Genomic DNA, 22,823 nt, shown 5'->3' with positions numbered 1-22,823 from the left:
GCTCGGGCGAGTTGGCGGCGAGAACGTTCAGAACAGCCTCCCGCCCACCGGGACCTCGCGGTCGACCCCGACCAGGACGACCTCGCCCGCCGCGTCGGGGAAGCCGAGGGTCAGGACCTCGGACATGAAGGGGCCGATCTGGCGCGGCGGGAAGTTGACCACGGCGGCCACCTTGCGGCCGACCAGCTGGTCCGGGGTGTAGTGGACGGTGATCTGGGCCGAGGACTTCTTCACCCCGATGTCGGGCCCGAAATCGATGGCCAGCCTGTAGGCGGGCTTGCGCGCCTGCGGGAACGGCTCGGCGGAGACCACCTGCCCGACGCGGATGTCGACCTTCATGAAGTCGTCGAACGTGATCTGTTGGGCCGGCGCGCCGGACATCAGTCGAATCCGGCCGGTTCGACGCCCCTTGGCTGTCCGTCGGCGCCCACGACGATCTTCTCGACGCGCAGCTGGGCGGCCTTGAGCCGGTCCTCGCAATGGGCCTTGAGGCGCGCGCCCTCCTCATAGAGGGCGATCGATTCCTCGAGCGGGGCCTGGCCGGACTCGAGGCGGGAGACGATCTGTTCGAGACGCTGCAGGGCGTCCTCGAAGCTGAGATCGGCGGGAAGGGCGGTGGTGTCGGTCATCGCGGCGACCCTAGAGGGGGGCGCAGCCCGCCTCAAGTACGGCGTTCGTAGCGGCGCTGGGACCAGTATTTGAAGCCCTGGTTGTGGACCAGCTTCCAGCCATCGGCGCGCAGGCGGCGGCCGACCATGTGGTTGAAGTAGCCGTGGGCGAGGACCAGCACGTCCTGGCCCGACTCGGCGCGGGCGATCAGGGCCTGGGCCGCCTGCTCGGCGCGGACCTCGGCCTGGGCGCGGGTCTCCTGACCGTCGTGGTGGTTGAAGGCGTGCCACCAGATGCGGGCCACGGCGCCCCAGTATTTCGGCGGCAGCTTGAACCACGAGGGGAAGCGCGGCGGCGGCAGGGGGGCCTCGATGAACAGGGCGTCGCTCATGACCTCGCGGCCGGCGGCGATGGCGGCGGCGGTTTCCTGGGCGCGGGGGCGGGTCGAGGCGTAGATGGCGCCGGCCCCCTCGGCCGTGGCCAGCAGTTCGGGCGGCGGGGTCTGGCCGGCGCGCAGGCCGCCGACCTCGTACTTCGCCCACCAGTCCCGATACTGATCGGCGGTGAGCAGGCATTTGCGCGACAGGGCCGGCTCGCCGTGGCGGGCGAGGATGATCGCGCCCGGGCGGACGGAGACGAGCGCAGCCGGGCGCGGAACGGGCGCGGGCGCGGGATGGGCGGCGGAAGGGTCTCGGGCGGGAGCTGACATGAGCGACGGGCGGAACAGCGATTGCGATCCGGCCCCCTAGTCCTCCCCCAAAGCCTGGACATGGGCGGCCGCCGAGCGGCCGAGCCCTTCAAGGTCGTAGCCGCCCTCGAGCGAGGAAACAACCTTGCCGGCGCAGCACGATCGCGCGACCTCGACCACGGCGCGGGTGGCCCAGGCGAAATCGGCGGCCTCGAGGCTCTGGTGGGCCAGCGGATCCCGGCGGTGGGCGTCGAAGCCGGCGGAGATCAGGATCAGGTCGGGGCGGAAGGCCTCGAGCGCCGGCATCAGGCTGTCCGAGAAGGTCGCGCGCCAGGCTTCGCGGGCGGCGTGGGGTCCGACCGGGACGTTGACGATGTTGCCGACGCCGGTCTCGGAAGCCGCGCCCGTGCCGGGATAGAGGGGCATCTGGTGGATCGAGCCGAGGAACAGGCTGTCGTCCGCCTCGAAGGCGGCCTGGGTGCCGTTGCCGTGGTGGACGTCGAAATCGACGACGGCGACGCGGGCCATGCCTTCGGACCGGGCCACGCGGGCGGCGACGGCGACGTTGGAAAACAGGCAGAAACCCATGGCCCGGTCCGGCTCGGCGTGGTGGCCGGGCGGGCGGACGGCGGCGAAGGCGCGCGCGGTCTCGCCGCGGGCGACGGCGCGGACGGCGTCGATCACGGCCCCGGCGGACAGGCGGGCGGCGCGGACGCTGCCGGGCGACAGGATGGTATCGGCGTCGAGCTGGTTCAGGCCTTCGCGCGGCGCGGCGTTGAGCAGTCGGGCGACGTAGGCGGCGGGGTGCAGCCGCTCGAGATCGGCGATGGCGGCTTCCGTGGCGGCGCGGCGGTCACCGGACAGGCCGGCGTCGTCGAGCGCGTCAAGCACGGCGCGCAGCCGCTCGGGCCGCTCGGGGTGGCCGGAGCCGGGCCGGTGCTCGACCATGTCGGGGTGGGTGAAGAGGGCGACGCTCACGAGGCGAGAATATGCGCCCGCGCGCCACTTGTCGCGCCCGGATCGAGGCTGTAGGCGCCGGGGTCATGACCGAGCCCGTGATCCGACCCGCCGTGGAAGCCGACGCCGCCGCCCTGGGCGAGCTGGGGCGGCAGACCTTCGTCGACACCTTCGTGGCCGGGTTCGGCATCCCCTACCCCGCCGAGGACCTGCAGGCCTTTCTCGACGCCAGCTTCAGTCCGGAAACGATCCGCACGAAGCTGAGGGAACCCGGAGCCGCCTGGTGGGTGGCGGAAGCGGCGAACGGCGAACTGCTGGCCTTCGCCAACACCGGGCCGAACACCCTGCCCCATCCGGAGGCGCGCGCCAGCCATGCGGAGCTGCGGCGTCTGTATGTGGCCAGGTCGGCGCAGGGGCTGGGGCTGGGCACGAAGCTGCTGGCCATCGCTCTGGAGTGGATGGAGGCGAACTCGGACGGGCCGCTGTGGATCGGCGTCTGGAGCGGCAACCTGAAGGCGCAGAAACTGTATGCCGCCTATGGCTTCGAAAAGGCCGGGGAGTACCAGTATCCGGTCGGCCGCTGGCTGGACGACGAGTTCATCCTGCGGCGAGGCTGACCGGCGGAAGCTGATCCCGGCTGGACGGGGGTCTGCAACCGTGGCTTGATCGACGGCCAAACGGGGGACCCTGAGATGATCGCACGGCTGACCTTCATCGCGGCCTTGCTGGCCGCGCCCGTGGCGCTGGCCCAGGAGACGCCGCCGCCGGTCCCGGCCGCCACGCCGGCGCAGATCGCCGAGGCGCGACAGATCGCGGACCGGCTGATCGCCGAGGCCGGCGCGACCGGGATCTTCGTCAACAAGACCGACGGCGCGGCCCCGACCGTGATGCACGTCGCCAGCGGCATGCAGTGCACGTTCGACGGCAGCGGCGACCGGATCGTCATCTTCCCGGTTCAGAACGACAGCGTTCCGAGAGGCGACGATGTCGGCTGCCTCGCCCGGGACGAGGCCCTGTCCATCGACACCACGACCTATGCGACGCGCTACCGGCCGCTGCCGAGCGAGGAGGCGGTCCTGGCCGACGCGGTCAACGCCATCCGCAACCGCTGGCCCGATGCGGTCCCGTTCGAGGGCGAGATGGTGTCGGCCACTGTCGGCGAGCAGGCCGCCCCCGCGAGCGCGGCGTTCAGGATCACGACCCCTGACGGCCCGATGCTGACGATGGTGCTCGTCGGCCACACGGGCGAGTGGGGCTACAAGGTGCGGGCGACCGGGCCGCTGGACAACGCCATGATGGTCAGCCTCTACGCCAGCCTGCTGATGGCCAACATGCAGTCACGCGAGGACTGAGCGCCGGAACCCGGGCGCGCGGCCCGCGCTAGCGCTGCATGCGCGACGTTCGGATCGGCACCTCGGGCTGGGCCTACAAGGACTGGAACGGTCCGTTCTATCCGGAAGAGGTCAAGGCCGCCGGACGGCTGGAATACATCTCCCGCCGCTTCCGGACCCTGGAGATCAACGCCAGCTTCTACCGCATGCCGACGGATCAGGCCGTGGCGGGCTGGCGCGAGCAGACCCCGGACGACTTCCTGTTCGCCTGGAAGGCCTCGCGCTTCATCACCCACAACAAGAAGCTGCGGGACCCGGCCGAGCCGCTGGCGTACATGTTCAGCCGCATCGCCGGGCTGGGCGACAAGATCGGGCCGATCCTGTTCCAGCTGCCGCCCAATCTGCACCGCAACGACGAACGGCTGGAGAGCTTCCTCGACGCCCTTCCCGGCGGCTACCGGTACAGCGTCGAGTTCCGGCATCCGGGCTGGTACGCCGGGGAGATCCTGGAGATGCTGCGGCGGCGCAACGTCGCCCTCTGCGTTTCCGACCACCACCACGCCCCGGCGCTCCGGGAGGCGACCGCGGACTTCGTCTATCTGCGAGGACACGGGCCCGGCGGCCAGTACCACGGCCGCTACGGCGAGGCGGCCCTGAAGGACTGGGCGAAGACGATCCGGACCTGGCGCGAGGACCGCGAGGTGTTCGTCTACTTCGATAACGACATCAAGAGCGCGGCGCCGGCGGATGCGGAGCAGCTGATTGGGCTGCTGGAAAAGGCCTGATAGGATCGGGACATGCTCCTCCCCTTCTTCACCGCCCTGCGCGACGCGAAAGTGCCCGTGTCGATGAAGGAATGGCTTCATCTGATGGAGGCGATGGACAAGGACGTGGCGGGGCGGCGGGTCGACGACTTCTACCATCTGTCGCGGGCGGTGCTGGTCAAGGACGAGAAACACTACGACCGGTTCGACCAGGTGTTCGGCAAGGTGTTCGCCGGCGTGGAGACCGTCGGCGCCGGCGAGGACCTGACCACCGACATTCCCGAGGACTGGCTGCGGCTGCTGACCGAGAAATACCTGACCGACGAGGAGAAGGCGCAGATCGAGGCGCTGGGCGGGTTCGACAAGCTGATGGAGACGCTGAAGCAGCGGCTCGAGGAACAGCAGGGTCGGCATCAGGGCGGCAACAAATGGATCGGCACCGGCGGGACCAGCCCGTTCGGCCACGGCGGCTACAACCCCGAGGGGGTGCGCATCGGCGGGCCCGGGCGGCAGGGCCGCGCCGTCAAGGTGTGGGAGAAGCGGGAGTACCGGAACCTGGACGACCAGGTCGAACTGGGCACCCGCAACATCAAGGTGGCCCTGCGCCGGCTGAGGCGGTTCGCGCGGCAGGGCATGCCGGACGAGCTGGACATGGACGCCACCATCGACGGCACGGCGCGTCAGGGCTGGCTGGACATCCACATGCGGCCCGAGCGGCGCAATACGATCAAGGTGCTGCTGTTCCTCGACATCGGCGGCTCGATGGATGCCCATGTGAAGATGTGCGAGGAGCTGTTCTCGGCCGCGAAGACCGAGTTCAAGCACCTGGAATTCTTCTACTTCCACAACTGCCTCTACGAGGGCGTGTGGAAGGACAACCGGCGCCGGCACAGCGAGAAGATCCCGACCTGGGAGCTGCTGCACAAATATCCCGCCGACTGGCGCGCCATCTTCGTCGGCGACGCGACCATGAGCCCGTATGAGGTGACCATGCCCGGCGGGTCGGTCGAGCACTGGAACGAGGAGGCGGGAGCGGTGTGGCTGAGGCGGGCGACGCAGCAGTGGGACAAGGTGGCGTGGCTGAACCCGTCGCCGGAGCGCTACTGGAGCTATTCGGCCTCGGTCGGGATGATCCGCGAACTGGTCGACGAGCGGATGTATCCGCTGACGCTGGAGGGACTGGAGAAGGCGATGCGGGCGCTCGCCAAATAGGATAGGCTTGGCCGGTCCTGCCCGGGAGGTTCTCCATGCTCGCCGTCATCGCCGCCGTCGCCCTGCAACAGGCCGCCTCCGGCCAGGTGGTCTGGCAGACGCCCACGCCGCCGGAGCCCGCCGTGGCGGAGATCCCGGCCTTCGTCCCGCCCATTCCCGAGTGGGCGCGGACCGATCCCTACGGCTACGAGCGTTCCGAATGCAGTCCGCTGGTGCGCGCGGCCAGCGAGACCCTGGAGGGCTGCCAGGCGCGGGTGCGCTCCGCCCTCGCGGCCAATCTGGGCGCTGCCCTGCCCGCCGGCCTCGCCCCGGCCAGCGCCGCTGACAACTGCCGTCAGGAGGCCGCGGGCGACCGCTACGCCCTGCAGTGCGGCGCGCCCAGCCGGTCCGGCGCGGCAGGCGCCCGGCTGGTCGAACGGACCTGCGAGACGCGACCGCGGGTTCAGCCGGAGGGCGGCGTGGTCTGGACCGAGGAGTGCCGCCCCGCCGACGGGAGCAAGCCCCCCGAGGAAGGCCTGACCTTCCGGCTGGGCGGGGACGACGACTAGACCGGACACGCGAACGCCGCCCGCAATGCGGACGGCGTCACGGCAGATTTGAACAGGTCTAGCCGCGGTGGTCGCGGAGGGTGTCCTTCAGACCGCCGACAGCGTTCTGGACCTTGCCTTCCGCCTGATCAGCGCGGCCTTCGGCCTTGAGCTTCCCGTCGCCGGTCACCTTGCCGGCGGCTTCCTTGATCTCGCCTCCAAGGTTCTTGGCTGCGCCTTCGACGCGATCATGATCGGGCATGGAATTCTCCTGAAGGATGAGGCCGCTATGACCACATTTCGACATAGAGAGCGGTCCAGCCCGGTCCGATGTTCCGTAAGGCGCCGCTTGCGCTACTTGCGCCGCAACCAGGCCGCGACCGCCCAGGCGTGGGCGTCGTGGCGCAGTTCGTTCAGGGCGGTATGGGGGTGCAGCCAGACCAGTTCGTGATCGGCCTCGACCTTGGCGGCGGGATCGAGCGACAGCTGCCCGGCGATCCAGAAGCCCGCGATGTTGTTGACCGGGGCGCCGTCGGACCTGCGGAAATACTGGGCCGCTTCGGCGATGCGGGCGAAGGGCCGGACACTCATGCCGGTCTCCTCGACGAACTCGCGGACGAGGGCCTGCTGCTCGGTCTCGTCGCCGTCGATCGCCCCGCCGGGCAGGTCGTAATAGCTGGCCTCGCCCCGGTCGACGCGGACGCAGGCCACACGGCCCTCGTGGAAGACCAGGCCGAACGCCGTCGGGCGCTGCAGATAGTCGAGGGAGGGATCGGGGTCGCCGAACTGGAGCATGGCAGACTTCTAGCGCGCGACGGGCTGGAGGTCGAAGGCCAGGCGGGCGCGGACGCCCGAATGGGTTGGATCGTATTCGATCGCGGCGCGCAGGCCCGAGGCCATGGCCGAGACGATCCTGCCGCCCAGACCCGTGCCGCGCGGCTTGCCGTCGCCGAGGCCGGGGCCGTCGTCCTCGACGGTCAGCACGGCGCGGCCGGCGCGGCCGTCGGGCGCGAACAGGATGCGGATTTCGCCGCCCTGGCCCGGGCGGTAGGCGTATTTGACGGCGTTGGTGACCAGTTCGGTGACGATGACGCCGATCGACACGGCCTGGTCGGTGGAGACGCTCAGCGGCGCGGCGGTGAGCTTGAGGACCGGGGAGCCGGCGCCGGGAGCCAGCGACTTGCCGAGTTCGGCGATCAGGCCTTCCAGATATTCGTCCATGGCCACCGAGGACATGTCGTCCGAGGTGTAAAGGCGGCGATGGACGTGGGCCACGGCCTCGATCCGGGCCTTGGCCTCCTTCAGCGCGGCGCGGGCGCCGTCGTCGGCCAGGTGGCGCAGCTGCAGCGACATGAAGGTGGAGACCAGCTGCAGGGAGTTGCCGACCCGGTGGTTGACCTCGCGCAGCATGGCCTCGGCCCGGTCGCGGGCGCTCGTCAGCTGGGCGGTGCGGTCGCGGACCTGGGTCTCGAGCCCGGCGTTGAGGCGGTCGAGGGCGTCGCGGGCGTCCTGGATTTCGGCGACGTAGCGCCGGACCAGCCAGATCATGATCCCCGCCAGCCCCACCACCAGCAGCCCGCCCAGGGCATTGGCCCACAGGGTCAGGATCAGGCCGTGCTCGGACTGCCGCTTGCGGGCGGCGAACCGCTCGTTCTCGATCTCGTCGATGGCGGCGACCCGGGCCCGGACGACTTCCATCAGGCTCTGGCCGTGGCCGGAGCGGACCTGCTGGATCGCCTCGCCCATGCGGCCGGTGCGCGACAGGGCGACGGCTCGCGACAGTTCGGCAAGCTGGTCACGCGCCGCCTCCAGCATGGCCCCGACGTGGGGCTCGAGCTGGGGATCGCCGTCGCTCAGCCGCTCCAGCTCCTCGATCTGCTCCGGCACCGAGAGTTCGGCGCGGGTGTAGGGGGCGAGGAATTCCGGGCTGCCGGAGAGCAGGAAGCCGCGCTGGCCGGTCTCGGCGTCGACGAGGGAGAGCAGCAGGTCGCGGGCGGCGCGGCGGACCTGCTGGGAGCGCTCGACCTGGTCGTTGAAGGCGGCCGTGCGCTGGATCATGACGAAGGTGGCCAGATTGGCCATCAGCAGCAGCAGGATGGCCCCCGCCAGCAGCGCCACGATCGACCGGCCGATGCCCGGCGTCCGCGCGAACCGGATCAGGGCGGGCAGGGACGGGCGGACGGCCGAGAACATCGGGCGCGAGCATTAGCGGCGCGTTCCGCCCTGTCCAGTCGCGTCCTGAGGGAAACCGCCACAGTTCCGCGCATTTAGGGTAAAGATGAATCCCATGGGGCGGGAGTGACGAGATGGTTTGGTGGTGGTGGATCGCGCCGGCGCTGGTCGGACTTGTCGGGCTGGTGCTGCTGTTCAGGGGCCTGGGCGCCCTGTTCAGGGGCCGCGTCTTCGGCGGCCTGCTGGGCGGGGTGGGCGGCGCGGGCTTCATCGCCGCGGCCATGGTCGCGGCCCTGCTGGGGCTGGACGTGCAGACCTATTCCCGCCTGACCTGGGAGCGGCCGGTGGCGACGATCGAGACCCGCCAGCTGGGGCCGCAGTATTTCGAAGCCACGGTGATGCAGCCGGCGCGCGGCGAGAACGCCCCGGCGGTCAGCAATCTGTACCCGCTGCACGGCGACGAATGGCGGATCGAGGCCCAGGTGCTGAAGTGGAAGCCGTGGGCCAATGTGCTGGGGCTGGATACGCAGTACCGGCTCGACCGGCTGTCGGGCCGCTACCGCTCGATCGAGCAGGAGATCAACGGCGAGCGCAGCGTGCATCCCCTGGCCGGGGGCGACGAGGGCCCGGACTGGATCCCGTGGAAGGTCAGCGCCTGGGACACGGCGCGGAAATACCGGAAATACGTCGACGCGGTCGACACCCTGTACGGCGGCGGCGCCTATATGCCGATGGCCGACGGGGCCCGCTACGAGGTGTGGATCACCCAGTCCGGCCTGATCGCCCGCCCGGCCAATGACGTGGCGCGGGAGGCGTCGGCGGGCGGGTGGACGGAGCAGTAGCCCGTCCCTGCGCCTAGACCGTCCCGATGGTCCGCAGGCGGGCCTTGGGATGGACCTCGTTCTGGCTCATGACGACGGTCTGGCCGCGGAAGCGTTCGATGATCGAACGGACGTAGGGGCGGACCTGCGGCCCGGTCAGAAGCACCGCCGTCTCCCCGGCCATGGCGGCGCGCTCGAACACGTCGCGGACGGCGCGGATGAATTCCTGCAGCCGCGACGGGGCCATGGCCAGCTGCTTGTCCTCGCCCTGCCCCACCAGCGCCTCGGCGAAGGCCTGCTCCCAGTCGGGCGACAGGGTGACGATGGGCAGGGCGCCGTCGTCGCCCTTGTGCTGCCAGCACAGCTGACGGGCGAGGCGGGCGCGGACGTGCTCGACCAGGGTGGTGACGCTGGAGGTGTGCGGCGCGGCCTCGGCGAGGCCCTCGAGGATGGCCCCGAGATCGCGGATCGAGACCTTTTCGCGCAGCAGCGACTGCAGCACCCGCTGCAGGGTGGTGACGGTGACCACCGACGGGATCAGTTCGTCGACCAGCTTCTTCTCTTCCGGGCCAAGCTCCTTCAGCAGTTTCTGCACCTCGGCGTAGGAGAGCAGCTCGGCCATGTTCTCCTTGAGGATTTCGGTGAGGTGGGTGGTCAGCACCGTCGACGGGTCGACGATGGTGTAGCCGCGGAAGGTGGCTTCTTCGCGCAGGCTCTCGTCGATCCAGGTGGCGGGCAGGCCGAAGGCGGGCTCGCGGGTGTGTTCGCCGGGCAGTTCGACCTGGCGGCCGGCCGGGTCCATGGCCATCAGGGAGCCGAGACGGACCTCGCCGGCGCCGGCCTCCATCTCCTTGATGCGGATGGCGTAGCCTTGGGTGCCGAGGCGCATGTTGTCGAGGATGCGCACCGACGGCATGACGAAGCCGTACTCCTGGGCCAGCGAGCGGCGCAGGGCGCGGACCTGGTCGGTCAGGCGGCGGCCCTCCAGATCGTTGATCAGGGACAGCAGGGAGTAGCCGAGCTCGATCTTGACCTCGTCGATGGTCAGGGCGGTGCCGATGGGCTCCTCGACGTCTTCCTTCGGGCTGGCGGCGGCGGCGCTGAGCTCGGCCTCGCTCGGCCTGGGCTTGAGCCGCTGGCGACCGAGCCGCCAGGCCATGAAGCCGGTCCCGATGGCCAGGGCCGCGAAGGGCAGCAGCGGCATGCCGGGGATCAGGCCGATCAGGCCGGCGGCGCCGGAGACGACGCCGAGGCTGACCGGGTTGGTGGCCAGCTGGGCGACCAGCGCCTTGTCGGCCGTGCCCTCGACGCCCGCCTTCGACACCAGGAAGCCGGCGGCGATGGAGATGATGATGGCCGGGACCTGGGTCACCAGGCCGTCGCCGATGGTCAGGGCGACATAGGAGTTCGCGGCCTCGCCGATCGGCATCTGGTGCTGGATCACCCCGATCAGGATGCCGCCGATGGCGTTGATGAAGACGATGATCAGGCCCGCGACCGCGTCGCCGCGGACGAATTTCGAGGCGCCGTCCATGGCGCCGAAGAAGGTCGATTCCTGCTCCAGCTCCTTGCGGCGCAGCTTGGCCTGGTCCTCGGTGATCAGGCCGGACGACAGGTCGGCGTCGATGGCCATCTGCTTGCCCGGCATGGAGTCCAGGGTGAAGCGGGCGGAGACCTCGGCGATGCGGGTCGAGCCCTTGGTGATGACCACGAAATTCACCACCAGGATGATGGCGAAGATGATGATTCCGATGATGAAGCTGCCGCCCATCATCAGCGAGCCGAAGGCCTGGATCACCTGACCGGCGCCGCCCGAGCCCTCGTGGCCGTGGCTGAGCACCAGCCGGGTCGAGGCGAGGTTGAGACCGAGGCGGAACAGGGTCGAGACCAGCAGGACGGTCGGGAAGATGGCGAAGTCCAGCGGCTTCTTCATCATCACCGCGGTCATCAGGATCAGCACGCTGGAGACGAGCGACAGCGCCAGCAGCATGTCCATCAGGAAGGCGGGGATGGGCAGGATCAGCAGCAGGATGACGCCGATGACGCCGACCGCCATGCCGACCTCGCCGCGCGCGACCCAGCCGAGCATGTCGCGGCCGCTCGGACGCGCCATGCCGTCCTTCATCATGGTGACGGAGGCGTCCGTCATGCGGCGTGGCCGAGGGCGGTCAGGGCCTGACGGGTCGCCCCGGCGATGACCGCCTCGTTGCGGGCGGCGGGTTCCGCGGTTGCAGCGTGATAGTAGGCGGCGACGATCACCGGCGCGCCGGTCGGCGGATAGAGGACGCCGATGTCGTTGGTCGGTCCGTAGCCGCCCGTGCCGGTCTTGTGCGCCACGGTCCAGCCGGCCGGCACGCCCGCCTTGATGCGGCCCTGGCCCGTCGGCGTCTCGGTCATCCAGCGCAGCAGGGTCGCCTTGTGCGGCGCCGACAGCGGGGTGTCGGCGTCGATCAGCAGCCGCTGGATGTTGGCCGCCGAACGGAGCGGAGTGATGGTGTCCTTGTCGCCGTCCAGCCGGTTCATCGTCGGTTCGAAGCGGTCGACCGTGGTGCTGTCGTCGCCGAGCGAGCGGTAGAAGGCCTGCATGACCTCCAGCCCGCCCAGCGCCCTGAGCAGCAGGTTGGCGGCGGGGTTGTCGCTGACCTCGACCGTGCCCTTCATGAGGGCCTCGACGCTGAGCGCGCCGCCGATCGCGGGCTCCGTCACCGGCGCGTGGCTGACCATGTCGGCGGCCGTGACCGGGATCATGCGGTCGAGACGTTCCTCGCCGGCCTGCACGCGCAGGAACGTGGCGGCGGCGAGATACATCTTGAAGGTCGAGCAATAGACGAACCGCTCCTCGCCGCGCCAGGCGAGGCGACGGCCTGAGCCGGTGTCGTGGGCGACGAAGCCGAGCCGGCCGCCGTTCCGGCGTTCGAGAGCCGACAGGTCGAAGGCCTCGGGCGCCACAGCCTGTCGCGGGGCGGCTTCCGACCCGGCGCGGGCGCAGCCGGCCATCGCCAGCGCGCCGAGGCCGGTCAGGACGCTTCTGCGGTCCGTGCGGAGGCTCATGGTCAGGCGGCCGCGTAGCCGCTGGCGGCGATACCCGACTGCGGGGCCGGGATGCTGGTCCCCTCGTCGGCGTATTCGTTCAGCTTGTTGCGCAGGGTGCGGATCGAGATGCCGAGGATGTTGGCCGCGTGGGTGCGGTTGCCGAGGCAGTGCGACAGGGTGTCGAGGATCAGGGTCTTCTCCATCTGCGCCACCGTCTGGCCCACATGGGCGCGGGTGACGGTGTCGGCGACGTGGGCGGCGCGACCGGCCACACCGGCGTCCGGGGCGGCGCCGTGGCTGCCCATCGCCAGCGGCTGACCGTCGGGCAGGCGGATGGCGTCGACATCGATCTCGGGACCGACGGCCAGCAGCACGGCGCGGTGCATGGCGTTCTCCAGCTCGCGGACGTTGCCGTTCCAGCGGTGCGAGATCAGGGCCCGCTTCGCGTCGGCCGAGATCGGGCGCACCGGCACGCCGTTGGCGGCGGCGTATTTCTTGACGAAGTGGTCGGCCAGCACGGCGATGTCGCCCGGCCGCTCGCGCAGGGCCGGCAGGCGCAGGTTCACGACGTTGAGGCGGTACAGCAGATCCTCGCGGAAGGTCCCCTCGGCGACGGACTTCGCCAGGTCGCGGTTGGAGGTGGCGATGATGCGGATATTGACCGGGACCGGCTTCGTCCCGCCGACGCGGTCGATGACCCGTTCCTGGAGGGCGCGCAGCAGCTTGGCCTGCAGGCGGACGTCCATTTCGGAGATTTCGTCGAGCAGCAGGGTGCCGCCGTCGGCCTCCTCGAACTTGCCGATGCGCCGGGCCATGGCCCCGGTGAAGGCCCCCTTCTCGTGGCCGAAAAGCTCGGATTCCAGCAGGTTGTCAGGGATGGCGGCGCAGTTGACGCTGATGAAGGGACGTTCCGACCGCTTCGACCCGGCGTGCAGGTAGCGGGCCATGACCTCCTTGCCGACGCCGCTTTCGCCGGTGATCAGGATTGAGGCTTCCGAGCGGGCGACCTGATCGGCGAGCTGGATGACGGACTTCATCGACGGGTCAGCCGAGATCAGCGGGCGCTCGTCGTCGGCTACGGCCGACAGGACGGCGGCGATCAGATCGGCCTCGGGCGGCAGGGGGATGAATTCCTTGGCCCCGGCGCGGATGGCGTTGGCGGCGTCCGTGGCGTCGGCGTCGACCCCGCAGGCGACCACCGGCACATGGATGCGCTCGGCCTCGTTGGCCGCGATCAGGGCGGCGATGTCGACCCGGTAGTCGACCATCAGCAGATCGGCCCCCTGCCCTCGCCGGAGCTGTTCCGTCGCCTGATCGCCGCGCTCGACATGGCTGACCTTGGCGCCGTGCGCCATGGCCATCTTCACCGCCGTCGCCAGCTGTCCGCTGAGCCTGCCAACCACCAGAAGCCGCATGGGTCTTCTCCTCTAATCTCTTACAGCCGGTCGCCGCTTCAGGCGCCCGAGTCCTCGGTCTTGATGATTTCCGTCATGGTCACGCCCAGCCGGTCCTCGACGACGACCACCTCGCCGCGGGCGACCAGCCGGTTGTTGACGAAGATGTCGATGGCCTCCCCGACCTTGCGGTCGAGCTCCAGCACCGATCCGCGGTTCAGCTTGAGCAGCTGGGCCACCGACATGTGCGCCTTGCCCAACACGGCCGAGATGTTGACGGGGACGTCGAAGACCGGCGCGAGGTCGCTGGCGGTCTTGTCGGTCGCCTCGTCGTTGACGGTGATCGCGGTGGAGTCGGCGAACTCCTCCAGGGCCATGGTGTCGGACGCCATTACGGCCTCCCTTCCAGTGAGGTGTCGGGGGTCAGGGTTTCAGCGTGGCCGGCCTCGGCGGCGAGGGCCGAGCTCAGCGCCTCGCCGATGCGGACGAAGGCGGCCTCGGCGTCGAACTCGGCGCGGCCGTCGGCCCATTCCAGCTGGAAGGAGGCGGGCGGCAGGCCGGGTTCCTCGCGGAAGGCGACCACGCCGGAGAAGCCGGAGTCGTCGCACAGCCGGGTGATGCGGGCGCGGCTGGCGTCGTCGAGATCGCCGGTTCGGATGACCAGCCGGGGCGAGGCGTCGATCTCCTGGCCCAGCGCCTCGAGCGCCGCCTGCAGGGGGCCGGCCGGGAAACGGTCGAGCGCGGCCGAGGCGACCACGCGGGCGGCGGCGACGGCCAGTTCGGCGGACTGCTCGCGGTGGGCCCGCGCCACCTGGGTCAGGGACGGAATCGAGGCCGCGAGACTCTGGGCGATGGTCGAGAGGGCCATGGCCTGGAGGCTCTCGACCTCGGCCATGGCGGCGTCCCGGGCCTCGGCCCGGGCCTGGGCGACGAGAGCGTCGACCTCGAGCGGCGAATAGGCGCGCCTGGTCGGGCGGAAGGCCGACGGCTGCACGACGATGCCCGAGGCGTCGAACTCGGTGTCGAAGGCGAACGGGGTGCTGAGGGGCCGGGCGGTCATGTCAGTAGATCAGCTCGTCGTCGCTGCCCTGGCCGACCAGCATGATCTCGCCCTTGGCGGCGAGATCCTTGGCGACCTGCACCATGGCCATCTGGGCCTGGTCGACGTCCTTGAGGCGGACCGGACCCATCGACTCCATGTCCTCACGCATGATCTTGGAGGCGCGCTCGGACATGTTGGAGAAGAACAGTTCGCGCAGGGACTCCGAGGCGCCCTTCAGGGCAAGGGCGAGGGAGTCCTTCTCGACCGCGCGCAGCAGGGTCTGGATGCCGCCGGGATCGAGCTTGGCGAGGTCCTCGAATACAAACATCAGGGCGCGGATGCGTTCGGCGGCCTCGCGGTTGCGTTCCTCCAGCGCGCCGATGAAGCGGGCCTCGGTCTGGCGGTCGAAGCTGTTGAAGATGTCGGCCATCATCTCGTGGCTGTCGCGCTTGGAGGTGCGGGCCAGGTTGGACATGAATTCGGTGCGCAGGGTCTGCTCGATCTTGTCGAGGATCTCGCGCTGGACCGGCTCCATGCGCAGCATGCGCTGGACGCATTCGAGGGCGAAGTCCTCGGGCAGGCTGGTCAGGACGCGGGCGGCGTGGTCCGGCTTGATCTTGGACAGGACCACGGCGACGGTCTGGGGGTATTCGTTCTTCAGATAGTTGGCGAGGACCGCCTCGTTCACATTGCCGAGCTTGTCCCACATGGTGCGGCCGGCGGGACCGCGGATTTCCTCCATCAGGGCGTCGACGCGCTCGGCGGGCATGAAGGAGTTCAGCAGGCGCTGGGTCTGTTCGTAGCTGCCCATGACCGCGCCCGAGCCGCTCATGCCCGAGACGAACTCGACCATCAGCTCCTCGACCACCTGGGCCGAAACGGTGCCGAGCGAGGCCATGGCCTGGGAGATTTCCTTGATCTCGTCCTCGTCGAGGCTCTGCCACAGGCGGGTGTGGTCCTCGCCAAGAGACAGCAGGATGACGGCCGCCTTCTCGGGGCCGGTCAGCTTCCTGACATCCTCGACGGCCGGTTTCTTGGAGACGAGCCGGGCCGCCATCAGCCTTCGTGCACCCAGCTGCGCAGGATGGAGGTCGACTCGTCAGGATGCTTCTCGACGAAGTCGGCGACCTTCTTGACCGAAGAGGCCTTCACCTGGCCCTCGATGCGGGCGATGTCGAGCCGCTGCTCCATCTCGGAGGGACCGGCCGGACCGGAGATCTGGGCCATTTGCATGCCGCCGCCCATGATGGTGGTCTGCAGCGGCGTCACCGGCACGCCGCCCGGGCCGGCCAGCTGGGGCTGGGCCGCGCCGCCGCCCGTCGCCGACTTCAGGAGCGGGCGCAGGACGAAGAAGATCAGCAGCACGCCGGTGATCAGCAGCACCAGCAGCTCGACGCCGCGCATCAGGTCGTTCTTGGTGAAGTCGAACAGGGACGAGCCGGCCTCGGCCCCGCCCACGGCCGGGACGTCGCGGGCGAAGCGGACGTTCAGCACCTCGATCTTGTCGCCTCGCGCCTCGTCGATGCCGACGGCGGCGGCGACCAGCGCCTTGATCTGGGCGATCTCCTCGGCGGTGCGCGGAGCGTAGGTCGGTTCGCCGCCGTTCGCGGCCGGCGTCCACTTGCCGTCGACGGCGACCGAGACGGCCAGCTTCTTGACCTCGCCGGCCTCCTTCACCGTGGTCGTGGTGGTGTTCGAGATCTCGTAGTTGGTGGTCTCGGTGTTCTGGGTGTCGCGCGAGCCGATCGGCGTGGCCGCCGGGTCGGCGCCGCCCGGGATGTTGTTGGTCGCCGTGGCGCCGCCGTCATTGACGCCGGTGGTGTCGGCGCTTTCCGAACCATTGGTGGCCGTCGAGCGCACCACCTGGCCGTCGGGGTCGAACCGCTGCTCCTGGGTGGTGGAGCGGCTGTGGTCGATGTCGGCCGTGACCTGGACGCGGGCCGCGCCGACGCCGACCACGCCCTCGACGATGTCCTTGATGCGGGCCTGGAGCTGGGCCTCGGTCGACGACTTGGCCTCTTCCGCCGAGGCGGCGCTGAAGCCCGCGCCGTCTGTGCCGGCGGCCAGGGTGCGGTTGGCGGTGTCGGTCAGGGTGACCTTCTCGGGCTTCAGGTTGGGCACCGAGGAGGCGACGACGTTGCGGATGGCCTGGACCTGGGCGCCGGTCAGGGTTCCGCCGGTGACGCCGACGACGACGGCGGCCGTCGGGTCGGCGGCGGCGGTCTGGAACAGCTGGCGCGACGGCATGGCGATCATCACCCGGGCGGAGGTGATGCCGCGCATGCTCATGATGGTGCGGGCCAGCTCGCCCTCAAGGGCGCGCTTCTCGTTGAGATTCTGCTGGAATTCGGTCTGGCCCAGCACCGACTGGCTGTCGAAGATCTCGTAGCCGACGCTGCCGGAGGTCACGAGGCCCTTGCCGGCGACCAGCAGGCGGGCCTCGCCGACCTGGTCGCGGCTGACGAAGATCGTCGAGCCGTCGCCCTTCGACGAGTATTTGATGCCGGCGCCGTCCAGGGCGGTGGTGATCTCCGACGCCTCGCGCAGGTCGAGATTGGAATACAGCAGGGCGTCCGGGGCCTGGCCGATGCGCAGCATGACGGCGACCAGCACGGCCGCGACGCCGGCGGCGACGCCCAGCACCACGGTCAGGCGACCGATCCCGAATCTCTGCAACGCCGCCGTGAAGCCGCCCACGCGTCCCGCCCCGAATACTCACGGGTGCATACCGACGCCCGCTGGGCAGAAAATGCCGGGCACGTGGTAAACGAGGCGTTAAGGGGCTGAAGTTCCAGGCGCGCCCATGGCCATGAAGGCGCGGCCGGCGGCGAAGTCGCCGGCCTCGAAGCGGGCCGTGGCCACGCTGCCGTCGCGGAAATGGAACTCGACGAGGAAGGTTTCGCGGGGGTCGAGGCGCGCCAGCCGGTCGGCGGCGGAGGCCGGGAAGCGCCAGGCGTCGCCGGCGCGGCGTCCCTCGGCCAGCAGGGCCGGATCGGCGGCCGAGACGCCAGTGGCCCAGACGCTGGCGCGCGAGGAGGTCGGGGCCAGACCGCCGCCCGACAGCCACGCCCGCGGCGCCCTGGTCTCGTCGCGGAAGACCAGGCGGGCGGCGGTCGGCCGCGAGCGGCCGACGAAGGAGACCACCGCCATCGGGGTCGAGGCGTCGGCCTTGCCGCCATAGCCGAAGGCGACCGGCGAGGCGCCGACGGTCGAGGACTGCTTCAGCCGCCAGCCCGGCTGCGTCCATCGGGTGCGATCGGCGAACCAGTGCTGACGCTCCCCGGCGAAGGTCATGCGCGGCGTGCGGGCCCAGCCCGAGAAGGCCCCGTCGACGCGGGCGCGGACCGTCGCCAGCTGGGGGTCGCGGCATGACACGGCCGCGGCCCGAGCCCGGGCCCGGGCGGCGGCGGCGTTCAGATCGACCTCGGCGGCGCCCGAACGGAGGGCGGCCCCGCGGGCCTGGGCGGTGGCGGCGGTCAGGGCGGCCTCGACCTGGGGCGCGAACAGGTCGCAGCGGGCGTCGGCGGCCACCACGAAGGCGCGCTCGTAATAGGTGTCGGAGGGCCCGCCCAACGCCTGCGCCGGCGTCGCCAGCACGGCGGCGGCGAGCAGGACGGCTTTGGCGGCGGTGGCGTTCTGCCCTATCGTCATGGGCCGCACCCTACGCACGACGCGTTCCGGTCCGGTTTCCGAGCAGGGTTAGCGAATTGCTTCTTTCCACCGACCTGTGGGTGTCCGCCCTGATCCGCCGCGCCGAGCTGGCGGGGGCCTTCGCCACGGTGGCGCGCAAGGGCGACGCGCGGGCGGGGACGGTGATCGTCAAGGCGTTCGACACGTCGAGCCGCAAGGCCAGACTCTATAGCGAGGCTTTCGGACCTGACGGGGAACGGCTGTGGATGCAGCCGATGGAGAGCGAGTTCGAGAGCGAGCTGGACGAGTATCTGCAGCGGCAGATCGGCTACGACCCTGACCTCTGGATCGTCGAGATCGAGGACCGTGAGGGGCGGCACTTCATCACGGAGAAGGTGGCGGACGAAGTGGGCGGGAGGCGGTAGGAAGATGGCGCTGAACGACGGGGCCGCCGCTCCCGGATCCCTGCCGCCTGCCGCCCACCGGCCTCTTCCCTAACCACTTCTTGCGACGCCGCGGCCCGGTGCGAATTCCTTAACGACGTTCGGGAACGGAACCGCAAGCGCCTGCCGCTAGGGTCACTCGTAACGGGTCCAGAACGAACCCGGTGATGGTGGGTATGCCTGATGCTGTTTCTGCTGAACGACGTCGTGTTCGACCTGGACGAGACCTGCCCGGTCACGCCCGGCGATGCGCGCCGTTTCGAAAGGCTGGGCTTCGACTATGTGCTGACGCTGGGCTGCGAGCTGTTCGCCGAGGACCCGCTGCTGCACCATACCGATCCGGAGCGCGCACGCCGGCTGGCGTGGCTGATCCACGACCGCTCGCCCGAGATCAACGCCGCCCTGTTCGCCGCGCCGGAAGCGGGCTGCAACCCCGATCTGGTCGAGCCGCAGTTCTGCGCCCTGCCCGACCCGGTGATGCGCCAGCTGAAGACCCGCGCCTCGAAAGGCAAGCTGGACGCCGTCGCCGCCGACAAGGCGGTGTGGATGCGCCTCGCGGCCTGACAACCGCCTCGCTTGAACAAGTTCCTTCGCCAGCGGTAGGCTGCACCCTTCTCTGGAGGGGGCTCCGATGTTCAACGATCTCTTGAAGACGCTCGCCATCGGGCTCGTCCTGCTGTTGGCCTGCGCCGCCGGTCCGACCCGGGCGGAATGGCGCAAGGCCGAGACGGCGCATTTCATCGTCTACGGCGACGTTTCCGAACGCACCATTCGGGCCTATGCCCAGAAGGCGGAGCGGTTCGACAGCCTGCTGCGGGCCTATTACCCGATCGAGAACGAGTACGAGGTCCCCAAGCTGGAGATCTACATCGCCGAAGGACGGCGCGACATGCTGCAGGCCTCGCCCGGCATCCCCGCCTCTGTGGGCGGCTATTATTCCCCCAACAGCGGCCGCATCCATGCGGTTGTCGACACCGAGGCGATGTCGGGCGACGTGGTGCTGTTCCACGAATACGCCCACCATTTCATGTTCCAGATGCGGTCGAACGCCTATCCGTCGTGGTTCGTGGAGGGGTTCGCGGAATACTACGCCACCGCCGACGTGCGCCCCGACCGGATCCAGTTCGGCCGTCACCTGCCGGGCCGGATGAACTCGCTGACCCAGGGGGGCAACACCTGGGCGCCGATGGAGGACCTGCTGACCTGGCGTTACACGGCCTCGGGCCGGTACCGGGGCGCGTCCTACTATGCCCAGGCCTGGGCGATGACCCACTATTTCATGAGCACGCCCGAGCGGACCCGCATGCTGGGACTGTATCTGGCGGCGATCGTGCGCGGCGAGGACTCGATCACGGCCATGCAGGCGGCCACCGGCCGCACCCCGTCTCAATTGCAGAATGACGTGCGCCTGTATTTGACGGGACAGATCAATGTTCTCACGCCGCAGATCAACATCCCCGAACCACAGGTGACGGTCAGCACCCTGACCCCGGCGGAAGGCGACATGGCCTGGCTGGACATGCGCCTCGACAGCGAGCCCGTGAAGCCGGAGCCGGCGGACGACGACGGCCTCACCCGAAAGTCGGAGGCTCAGAAGGCGCGCGAAGCCCGCGAGGAGGCCGAGCACCGCGCGGAACTGATCCGCAGCGCCTTCGCCGCGGCGGAGCGCCACCGCGGCGACCGCATGGCCATGCTGGTCGAGGCGAGGGCTCACCGGCTCTCGGACAATCAGGACGCGGCCTTCAGCGCGCTGGAGCCGCTGCTGGGCGAGGCCTCGACCGACGCCGACGCCCTGCGGTTGGCGGGCATGATCCTGCTCGACACCGCGGAAAAGGAGACCAGTCCGGCGGCCGCCCTGGGTCGTCGTCGGGCGGCCATGGGCTACCTGGCCCGGGCGGTCGACGCCGATCCGCTGGACTTCCGCATCTACCTCGGCCTGAACAAGGCTCGCCAGGGCATGGCCGGCTATCCGAACGACAATGACATCACCACACTTGAGGTGGCGGCGCTGGCGCTGGCCCCCCAATCCTTCGACGCCCGCCTGCGGCTTGGTCACGCCTATATGTCGCGATCGATGAACGACGAGGCGGTGACGGTGCTGCTGCCCGTCGCCAACAGCCCCCACCGCAGCCGCTACACGCGGCAGGCGCGCGAAATGATCGCCACCGCCCGGGGCGAGACGGCGCCGCTCGAGGAGGCTCCGCCAGACGAAGGCGAGGCCACCGAAGCCGCGGCCGAGTGACCGCCTAGACCAGCACGTTGAAGACGACGTGCACCACGGTCGCGCCGAGGACGATCAGGCCGAAGCCAAGGACCAGGCTGAGGGCGGGGTGGGGTCCGCTCTCGGGCCGGGGGTCGACGGGAGGATTGGGCGCCATGTCCGTTTCCTTCGTTTCCAAAGGCGGCGCCCGATTGCGTGACCGGGTCGTCTCGCCTGGAGGGACAATGACTCCGAAAGCCCTTCGTTGCGAGGGGATATTCACACCGGGTGACATCCGGTCGCGTCCGGGTTAACTGCCGCGGCCCAACGGATAGACCATGTCGAAACTGACCCTCCAGCAGGAGGCCCTGCGCCGCAGGACCTTCGCCATCATCGCGCACCCGGACGCCGGCAAGACCACGCTGACCGAGCATATCCTGCTGGCGGGCGGCGCCATCCGCGCGGCCGGGGCGGTGCGGGCGCGCGGCGAGAACCGGCGCACCCAGTCCGACTGGATGAAGATCGAGAAGGAGCGCGGCATCTCGGTCTCGGCGTCGGTGATGACGTTCGAGCACGACGGCAAGATGTTCAACCTGCTGGACACGCCGGGCCACGAGGACTTCTCGGAAGACACCTACCGCACCCTGACGGCCGCCGACTGCGCCATCATGGTGCTGGACGCGGCCAAGGGCATCGAGCCGCAGACCCTGAAGCTGTTCGAGGTCTGCCGCCTGCGCGACATCCCGATCATCACCTTCATCAACAAGCTGGACCGCGAGGCCCAGGACCCGATGGCCCTGCTGGACGAGATCGCCAGCCGGCTGCAGCTGGACCCGGCCCCGATCTGGTGGCCGGCCGAGAGCGGGAACCGCCTGCGCGGCATGGTCGAGATGGGCACCGGGCGGTTTCAGCCGTATGCGAAGAAGCCGGCCGGATCGAACGAGGACGTACCCCACCCCGCCGCCCTGCCGCTGTCCGAGGCCGGGCAATATTTCGAGGAAGGCGAGCACGAAGCCCTGCTGGAGGCGCAGGAACTGGTCGAGGGGGGCTATCCGGCCTTCGACCGCCAGTCCTTCCTCGAGGGCCATATGACGCCGGTGCTGTGGGGCTCGGCCCTGCGCCATTTCGGCATCGACGAACTGCTGGCCGCCATCGGCGAATGGGCCCCGCCGCCGAAGATCATGAAGGCCCACAAGGCCGCGCCCGCCGGCACGCGCAACGCCGCCGAGCCGGTGGCCGCCACGGTCGAGCCCGGCGAGGCCGAGGTCACCGGCTTCGTGTTCAAGGTCCAGGCCAATATGGACCCCAACCACCGCGACCGCATCGCCATGTTCCGCATGGCCTCGGGCAAATTCACCCGCGGCATGAAGCTGAAGGTCCAGAACACCGGCAAGCAGCTGTCGGTCAATGCGCCGATCATGTTCTTCGCCAGCGACCGCGAGCTGGCCGAGGACGCCTACGCCGGCGACGTCATCGGCATTCCCAACCACGGCGTGCTGCGCGTCGGCGACAGCCTGTCGGAAAGCGGCCTGATCCGTTTCGCCGGCCTGCCGAATTTCGCGCCGGAAATCCTCCAGCGCGTCCGGGTCAAGGATCCTCTCAAGGCCAAGCACCTGAAGAAGGCGCTGGATGGCCTGGCGGAAGAGGGCGTGACCCAGCTGTTCCGCCCGGAGATGGGTTCGGACTTCATAGTCGGCGCCGTGGGCCAGCTGCAGTTCGAGGTCATGGCCGACCGGCTGGGCGAGGAATACGGGCTGGAGGTCATCTTCGAACCATCGCCCTTCGCCGAGGCCCGCTGGATCGGCGGGGCGAAGGCGGACCTCGAGGACTTCATGGGCAAGTACCGCGGCCAGATGGCCCGCGACATCGACGACGACCCGGTCTTCCTGGCCAAGTCGAGCTGGGAGACCGGCTATGTGATGGAGCGCTTCCCGAACGTGGCGTTCACGAAGACGAAGGAGCGGGGGTAGACGGGCGAATAAGGCGCCACCAGCGATATT

Annotated in this window: 26 protein-coding genes; 10 read left to right on the top strand and 16 right to left on the bottom strand. The window is 69.8% G+C overall.

The genetic code is table 11. The annotated features are described in order from the left end of the window. Positions 1 to 27: 27 nt before the first annotated feature. Genes VEA62_RS09835 through VEA62_RS09820 form a run of 4 tightly spaced genes read right to left on the bottom strand, consistent with a single transcriptional unit; the run spans position 28 to position 2,275 of the window. The gene (locus VEA62_RS09835) at positions 28 to 381 is read right to left on the bottom strand and encodes a tRNA-binding protein (RefSeq protein WP_324821097.1); all 354 of its coding nucleotides are present in this window, start codon (positions 379 to 381) and stop codon (positions 28 to 30) included. Next, complete coding sequence (locus VEA62_RS09830; RefSeq protein WP_324821094.1) at positions 381 to 629, bottom strand: exodeoxyribonuclease VII small subunit; 249 nt, start codon at positions 627 to 629, stop codon at positions 381 to 383. The genes VEA62_RS09835 and VEA62_RS09830 overlap by 1 nt, the downstream gene beginning before the upstream one ends. A 32-nt stretch (positions 630 to 661) precedes the next feature. Then, a complete protein-coding gene (locus tag VEA62_RS09825; protein ID WP_324821091.1) occupies positions 662 to 1,318 on the bottom strand; it encodes a histidine phosphatase family protein in 657 nt (218 codons plus the stop codon). A 36-nt stretch (positions 1,319 to 1,354) separates the two neighbouring features. After that, complete coding sequence (locus VEA62_RS09820; RefSeq protein ID WP_324821089.1) at positions 1,355 to 2,275, bottom strand: histone deacetylase family protein; 921 nt, start codon at positions 2,273 to 2,275, stop codon at positions 1,355 to 1,357. A 65-nt stretch (positions 2,276 to 2,340) separates the two neighbouring features. Here VEA62_RS09820 and VEA62_RS09815 point away from each other — a divergent pair, with 65 nt between their 5' ends. From VEA62_RS09815 to VEA62_RS09795, 5 genes are all read left to right on the top strand, one after another. Further along, positions 2,341 to 2,871: a GNAT family N-acetyltransferase gene (locus tag VEA62_RS09815; protein WP_324821086.1), complete on the top strand. Its 531-nt coding sequence runs from the start codon at positions 2,341 to 2,343 to the stop codon at positions 2,869 to 2,871. Between the two features lie 75 nt (positions 2,872 to 2,946). After that, entirely contained in the window at positions 2,947 to 3,606 is a 660-nt protein-coding gene (locus tag VEA62_RS09810) for a hypothetical protein (protein ID WP_324821083.1), read from the top strand. A 38-nt stretch (positions 3,607 to 3,644) separates the two neighbouring features. Next, positions 3,645 to 4,370, top strand: coding sequence for a DUF72 domain-containing protein (locus tag VEA62_RS09805; protein ID WP_324821081.1), 726 nt, complete (start codon positions 3,645 to 3,647; stop codon positions 4,368 to 4,370). 12 nt (positions 4,371 to 4,382) lie between these two features. After that, positions 4,383 to 5,561: a VWA domain-containing protein gene (locus VEA62_RS09800; protein ID WP_324821078.1), complete on the top strand. Its 1,179-nt coding sequence runs from the start codon at positions 4,383 to 4,385 to the stop codon at positions 5,559 to 5,561. A 35-nt stretch (positions 5,562 to 5,596) separates the two neighbouring features. Further along, a complete protein-coding gene (locus VEA62_RS09795) occupies positions 5,597 to 6,109 on the top strand; it encodes a hypothetical protein (RefSeq protein ID WP_324821075.1) in 513 nt (170 codons plus the stop codon). Positions 6,110 to 6,167: 58 nt separating this feature from the next. Here VEA62_RS09795 and VEA62_RS09790 read toward each other — a convergent pair whose 3' ends face one another. From VEA62_RS09790 to VEA62_RS09780, 3 genes are all read right to left on the bottom strand, one after another. Then, a complete protein-coding gene (locus VEA62_RS09790; RefSeq protein WP_324821073.1) occupies positions 6,168 to 6,350 on the bottom strand; it encodes a CsbD family protein in 183 nt (60 codons plus the stop codon). Positions 6,351 to 6,442: 92 nt separating this feature from the next. Next, entirely contained in the window at positions 6,443 to 6,883 is a 441-nt protein-coding gene (locus tag VEA62_RS09785; protein ID WP_324821070.1) for an NUDIX domain-containing protein, read from the bottom strand. Between the two features lie 9 nt (positions 6,884 to 6,892). Further along, positions 6,893 to 8,281, bottom strand: coding sequence for a sensor histidine kinase (locus VEA62_RS09780; protein ID WP_324821066.1), 1,389 nt, complete (start codon positions 8,279 to 8,281; stop codon positions 6,893 to 6,895). Between the two features lie 113 nt (positions 8,282 to 8,394). Here VEA62_RS09780 and VEA62_RS09775 point away from each other — a divergent pair, with 113 nt between their 5' ends. Beyond that, the gene (locus VEA62_RS09775; protein ID WP_324821064.1) at positions 8,395 to 9,102 is read left to right on the top strand and encodes a hypothetical protein; all 708 of its coding nucleotides are present in this window, start codon (positions 8,395 to 8,397) and stop codon (positions 9,100 to 9,102) included. A 13-nt stretch (positions 9,103 to 9,115) separates the two neighbouring features. On the opposite strand, the gene flhA is transcribed toward VEA62_RS09775, so the two are convergent. The 8 genes from flhA to VEA62_RS09735 all read right to left on the bottom strand — a co-directional run bounded on the left by flhA (position 9,116) and on the right by VEA62_RS09735 (position 18,201). Then, positions 9,116 to 11,209 (bottom strand): flagellar biosynthesis protein FlhA, encoded by a 2,094-nt coding sequence (gene flhA / locus VEA62_RS09770; protein WP_324821164.1) that lies wholly within the window; start codon positions 11,207 to 11,209, stop codon positions 9,116 to 9,118. A gap of 17 nt (positions 11,210 to 11,226) precedes the next feature. Next, positions 11,227 to 12,132: a class A beta-lactamase gene (bla, locus tag VEA62_RS09765; RefSeq protein ID WP_324821062.1), complete on the bottom strand. Its 906-nt coding sequence runs from the start codon at positions 12,130 to 12,132 to the stop codon at positions 11,227 to 11,229. Between the two features lie 2 nt (positions 12,133 to 12,134). Then, positions 12,135 to 13,529: a sigma-54 dependent transcriptional regulator gene (locus VEA62_RS09760; protein WP_324821057.1), complete on the bottom strand. Its 1,395-nt coding sequence runs from the start codon at positions 13,527 to 13,529 to the stop codon at positions 12,135 to 12,137. Positions 13,530 to 13,567: 38 nt separating this feature from the next. After that, complete coding sequence (gene fliN, locus VEA62_RS09755) at positions 13,568 to 13,900, bottom strand: flagellar motor switch protein FliN (RefSeq protein WP_168045029.1); 333 nt, start codon at positions 13,898 to 13,900, stop codon at positions 13,568 to 13,570. Continuing rightward, a complete protein-coding gene (locus VEA62_RS09750) occupies positions 13,900 to 14,568 on the bottom strand; it encodes a flagellar assembly protein FlbE (RefSeq protein WP_324821053.1) in 669 nt (222 codons plus the stop codon). The genes fliN and VEA62_RS09750 overlap by 1 nt, the downstream gene beginning before the upstream one ends. Before the next feature lies 1 nt (position 14,569). After that, the gene (gene fliG / locus VEA62_RS09745) at positions 14,570 to 15,607 is read right to left on the bottom strand and encodes a flagellar motor switch protein FliG (RefSeq protein WP_324821051.1); all 1,038 of its coding nucleotides are present in this window, start codon (positions 15,605 to 15,607) and stop codon (positions 14,570 to 14,572) included. Continuing rightward, entirely contained in the window at positions 15,607 to 17,247 is a 1,641-nt protein-coding gene (fliF, locus tag VEA62_RS09740; RefSeq protein ID WP_324821049.1) for a flagellar basal-body MS-ring/collar protein FliF, read from the bottom strand. Before fliF ends, fliG begins: the two co-directional genes overlap by 1 nt. A 78-nt stretch (positions 17,248 to 17,325) precedes the next feature. After that, entirely contained in the window at positions 17,326 to 18,201 is an 876-nt protein-coding gene (locus VEA62_RS09735) for a hypothetical protein (protein WP_324821047.1), read from the bottom strand. A 56-nt stretch (positions 18,202 to 18,257) separates the two neighbouring features. Between VEA62_RS09735 and VEA62_RS09730 the strand changes: the two genes are divergently transcribed. The 3 genes from VEA62_RS09730 to VEA62_RS09720 all read left to right on the top strand — a co-directional run bounded on the left by VEA62_RS09730 (position 18,258) and on the right by VEA62_RS09720 (position 20,865). Continuing rightward, positions 18,258 to 18,605 (top strand): DUF1491 family protein, encoded by a 348-nt coding sequence (locus VEA62_RS09730; RefSeq protein ID WP_324821045.1) that lies wholly within the window; start codon positions 18,258 to 18,260, stop codon positions 18,603 to 18,605. Positions 18,606 to 18,806: 201 nt separating this feature from the next. After that, positions 18,807 to 19,187: a hypothetical protein gene (locus tag VEA62_RS09725; protein WP_324821043.1), complete on the top strand. Its 381-nt coding sequence runs from the start codon at positions 18,807 to 18,809 to the stop codon at positions 19,185 to 19,187. Between the two features lie 67 nt (positions 19,188 to 19,254). After that, positions 19,255 to 20,865, top strand: coding sequence for a hypothetical protein (locus VEA62_RS09720; RefSeq protein WP_324821041.1), 1,611 nt, complete (start codon positions 19,255 to 19,257; stop codon positions 20,863 to 20,865). 4 nt (positions 20,866 to 20,869) lie between these two features. On the opposite strand, the gene VEA62_RS09715 is transcribed toward VEA62_RS09720, so the two are convergent. Further along, positions 20,870 to 21,001, bottom strand: coding sequence for a hypothetical protein (locus VEA62_RS09715; protein WP_324821038.1), 132 nt, complete (start codon positions 20,999 to 21,001; stop codon positions 20,870 to 20,872). 160 nt (positions 21,002 to 21,161) lie between these two features. Between VEA62_RS09715 and VEA62_RS09710 the strand changes: the two genes are divergently transcribed. Continuing rightward, positions 21,162 to 22,793, top strand: a complete 1,632-nt coding sequence (locus tag VEA62_RS09710; RefSeq protein ID WP_324821035.1) for a peptide chain release factor 3 — start codon at positions 21,162 to 21,164, stop codon at positions 22,791 to 22,793. The last annotated feature ends 30 nt before the right edge of the window (positions 22,794 to 22,823 follow it).

The organism is Brevundimonas sp. (assembly GCF_035627475.1).
Classification (GTDB): Bacteria; Pseudomonadota; Alphaproteobacteria; order Caulobacterales; family Caulobacteraceae; genus Brevundimonas.
Note: the sequence above shows the minus strand (reverse complement) of the source record. Positions and strands in the feature narration are given on the sequence as shown.

What these genes read in the sequence shown, in the direction of transcription:
- VEA62_RS09780 (WP_324821066.1), bottom strand. Translation starts at nt 8,281, where the DNA reads ATGTTCTCGGCCGTCCGCCCGTCCCTGCCCGCCCTGATCCGGTTCGCG.
- VEA62_RS09715 (WP_324821038.1), bottom strand. Translation starts at nt 21,001, where the DNA reads ATGGCGCCCAATCCTCCCGTCGACCCCCGGCCCGAGAGCGGACCCCAC.
- VEA62_RS09725 (WP_324821043.1), top strand. Translation starts at nt 18,807, where the DNA reads ATGCTGTTTCTGCTGAACGACGTCGTGTTCGACCTGGACGAGACCTGC.
- VEA62_RS09800 (WP_324821078.1), top strand. Translation starts at nt 4,383, where the DNA reads ATGCTCCTCCCCTTCTTCACCGCCCTGCGCGACGCGAAAGTGCCCGTG.
- bla (WP_324821062.1), bottom strand. Translation starts at nt 12,132, where the DNA reads ATGAGCCTCCGCACGGACCGCAGAAGCGTCCTGACCGGCCTCGGCGCG.
- VEA62_RS09720 (WP_324821041.1), top strand. Translation starts at nt 19,255, where the DNA reads ATGTTCAACGATCTCTTGAAGACGCTCGCCATCGGGCTCGTCCTGCTG.
- VEA62_RS09835 (WP_324821097.1), bottom strand. Translation starts at nt 381, where the DNA reads ATGTCCGGCGCGCCGGCCCAACAGATCACGTTCGACGACTTCATGAAG.
- VEA62_RS09785 (WP_324821070.1), bottom strand. Translation starts at nt 6,883, where the DNA reads ATGCTCCAGTTCGGCGACCCCGATCCCTCCCTCGACTATCTGCAGCGC.
- VEA62_RS09760 (WP_324821057.1), bottom strand. Translation starts at nt 13,529, where the DNA reads ATGCGGCTTCTGGTGGTTGGCAGGCTCAGCGGACAGCTGGCGACGGCG.
- VEA62_RS09750 (WP_324821053.1), bottom strand. Translation starts at nt 14,568, where the DNA reads ATGACCGCCCGGCCCCTCAGCACCCCGTTCGCCTTCGACACCGAGTTC.
- fliG (WP_324821051.1), bottom strand. Translation starts at nt 15,607, where the DNA reads ATGGCGGCCCGGCTCGTCTCCAAGAAACCGGCCGTCGAGGATGTCAGG.
- flhA (WP_324821164.1), bottom strand. Translation starts at nt 11,209, where the DNA reads ATGATGAAGGACGGCATGGCGCGTCCGAGCGGCCGCGACATGCTCGGC.
- VEA62_RS09815 (WP_324821086.1), top strand. Translation starts at nt 2,341, where the DNA reads ATGACCGAGCCCGTGATCCGACCCGCCGTGGAAGCCGACGCCGCCGCC.
- VEA62_RS09810 (WP_324821083.1), top strand. Translation starts at nt 2,947, where the DNA reads ATGATCGCACGGCTGACCTTCATCGCGGCCTTGCTGGCCGCGCCCGTG.
- VEA62_RS09775 (WP_324821064.1), top strand. Translation starts at nt 8,395, where the DNA reads ATGGTTTGGTGGTGGTGGATCGCGCCGGCGCTGGTCGGACTTGTCGGG.
- VEA62_RS09735 (WP_324821047.1), bottom strand. Translation starts at nt 18,201, where the DNA reads ATGACGATAGGGCAGAACGCCACCGCCGCCAAAGCCGTCCTGCTCGCC.
- fliN (WP_168045029.1), bottom strand. Translation starts at nt 13,900, where the DNA reads ATGGCGTCCGACACCATGGCCCTGGAGGAGTTCGCCGACTCCACCGCG.
- VEA62_RS09825 (WP_324821091.1), bottom strand. Translation starts at nt 1,318, where the DNA reads ATGTCAGCTCCCGCCCGAGACCCTTCCGCCGCCCATCCCGCGCCCGCG.
- VEA62_RS09795 (WP_324821075.1), top strand. Translation starts at nt 5,597, where the DNA reads ATGCTCGCCGTCATCGCCGCCGTCGCCCTGCAACAGGCCGCCTCCGGC.
- VEA62_RS09805 (WP_324821081.1), top strand. Translation starts at nt 3,645, where the DNA reads ATGCGCGACGTTCGGATCGGCACCTCGGGCTGGGCCTACAAGGACTGG.
- VEA62_RS09790 (WP_324821073.1), bottom strand. Translation starts at nt 6,350, where the DNA reads ATGCCCGATCATGATCGCGTCGAAGGCGCAGCCAAGAACCTTGGAGGC.
- VEA62_RS09830 (WP_324821094.1), bottom strand. Translation starts at nt 629, where the DNA reads ATGACCGACACCACCGCCCTTCCCGCCGATCTCAGCTTCGAGGACGCC.
- VEA62_RS09710 (WP_324821035.1), top strand. Translation starts at nt 21,162, where the DNA reads ATGTCGAAACTGACCCTCCAGCAGGAGGCCCTGCGCCGCAGGACCTTC.